This window comes from Mesorhizobium sp. M1A.F.Ca.IN.020.06.1.1, assembly GCF_004023265.1.
Classification (GTDB): Bacteria; Pseudomonadota; Alphaproteobacteria; order Rhizobiales; family Rhizobiaceae; genus Mesorhizobium.
The window spans coordinates 1-1,780 of the sequence record NZ_RZSR01001110.1 but is presented as its reverse complement, the minus strand read 5'-3'; the positions used below and the strand labels follow the sequence as shown (position 1 = coordinate 1,780).

The 1,780-nt window shown below is 64.7% G+C and carries 2 protein-coding genes; both read left to right on the top strand.

Features of this window, described 5'->3' with window-relative positions:
• The coding region (locus tag EOA60_RS31475; RefSeq protein ID WP_245502660.1) for an ABC transporter substrate-binding protein at nt 1-816 on the top strand (816 nt) is incomplete at its 5' end.
• The gene (locus tag EOA60_RS31470) at nt 806-1,750 is read left to right on the top strand and encodes an acetamidase/formamidase family protein (protein WP_128312512.1); all 945 of its coding nucleotides are present in this window, start codon (nt 806-808) and stop codon (nt 1,748-1,750) included. The genes EOA60_RS31475 and EOA60_RS31470, both read left to right, overlap by 11 nt.
• Nucleotides 1,751-1,780: the final 30 nt, after the last annotated feature.

The window sequence follows — 1,780 nt, the reverse complement described above, 5'->3', positions numbered from 1 at the left end:
GTGATGAACGATCCGGAGCAGAAGGCCCGCGTCGTGGTGGGCGGGCAATTGCACACCGGCTACATCACCATGAACACCACCATGCCGCCCTTCGACAACGTGAAGGTGCGCCAGGCGGTGAACATGGCGATCAACAAGGACCGCATCGTTCAGATGATCAACAACCGCGCGGTGCCGGCCAATCAGCCGCTGCCGCCGTCGATGCCCGGCTACGACAAAGCTTTCAAGGGCTACCCCTATGACGTCGCCAAGGCCAAGGCCCTGCTTGCCGAGGCCGGCCACCCCGACGGCTTCGAAACGCAGTTGTTCGCCATGAACACCGACCCCAATCCGCGTATCGCGCAGGCGATCCAGCAGGATCTGGCGGCCATCGGCATCAAGGCCAGCATCCAATCGCTCGCCCAGGCCAACGTGATTGCCGCCGGCGGCGACAAGTCCGGCGCGCCGATGATCTGGTCGGGCGGCATGGCCTGGATCGCCGATTTCCCGGATCCGTCCAACTTTTACGGACCGATCCTCGGCTGCGCCGGCGCGGTGCCGGGCGGCTGGAATTGGGCGTGGTACTGCAACAAGGATCTCGACGCCAAGGCGGCCGAGGCCGATTCGGTCGTCGATCCGGCAAAGTCCGCGGATCGCGAGAAGATGTGGAGCGCGATCTACGACAAGATCATGGAGGACGCACCCTGGGCGCCGGTCTTCAACGAGCAGCGCTTCACGCTGAAGTCGGCCCGCATGGGCGGCGCCGACAATCTCTATGTCGACCCGGTCCATATCCCGATCAACTACGACAATGTGTATGTGAAAGATGTGCAGTAACTGCGACTACACCATCCACGGGCGCCATCACCACTTCGGCTGGGACAATTCCTTTGCCCCGGCCGAGCGCGTGGCACCTGGCTCGACGCTCGAGTTCCAGTGCCTGGATTCTTCCGGCGGGCAGCTCAAGGCCGACAGCACCGTCGGCGATATCGCCAATCTTGATTTCGGCATGATCAACCCGGTGACCGGGCCGATCTTCGTCGAGGGCGCCGAGCCCGGCGGCGCGCTGAAGGTGACGATCGAAATGTTCAAGCCGTCCGGCTTCGGCTGGACGGCGAACATTCCGGGCTTCGGTCTGCTTGCCGACGACTTCAAGGAGCCGGCACTCAACATCTGGAAATATGACCCCGGCTCGCTCGAGCCGGCGCTGTTCGGCAGACAAGGCCGCGTGCCCCTGAAGCCGTTTGCCGGCACGATCGGCAACGCGCCGGGCGAGATGGGCCACCATTCGGTGGTGCCGCCGCGGCGCGTCGGCGGCAATCTCGACATAAGGGACCTTGCCGCCGGCACCATTCTCTATCTGCCGGTGGAAGTGGCAGGCGCGCTGTTTTCGGTCGGCGACACGCATGCCGCGCAGGGCGACGGCGAAGTGTGCGGCACTGCGATCGAGAGTCCGATGGACGTCGTGCTCAAGCTCGACCTGGTGAAGGACGCGCGGCTGAAGACGCCGCGCTTCACCACGCCGGGCCCGGTGACGCGGCATCTCGACGCCAAAGGTTATGAGGTGACGACCGGGATCGCGCCTGACCTGATGACCGGCGCCAAGCAGGCGGTCAGTCAGATGGTCGACCTGCTGGCCGGCCGATACAAGCTCGACCCGGTCGACGCCTATATGCTGGTCTCGGTCTGCGGCGATCTCAGGATCAGCGAGATCGTCGACATGCCGAACTGGGTGGTGTCGTTCTACTTCCCGCGCTGCGTGCTTGAATGAGAGGTCGGCGCCCCACCCCCCCCCCGCCGC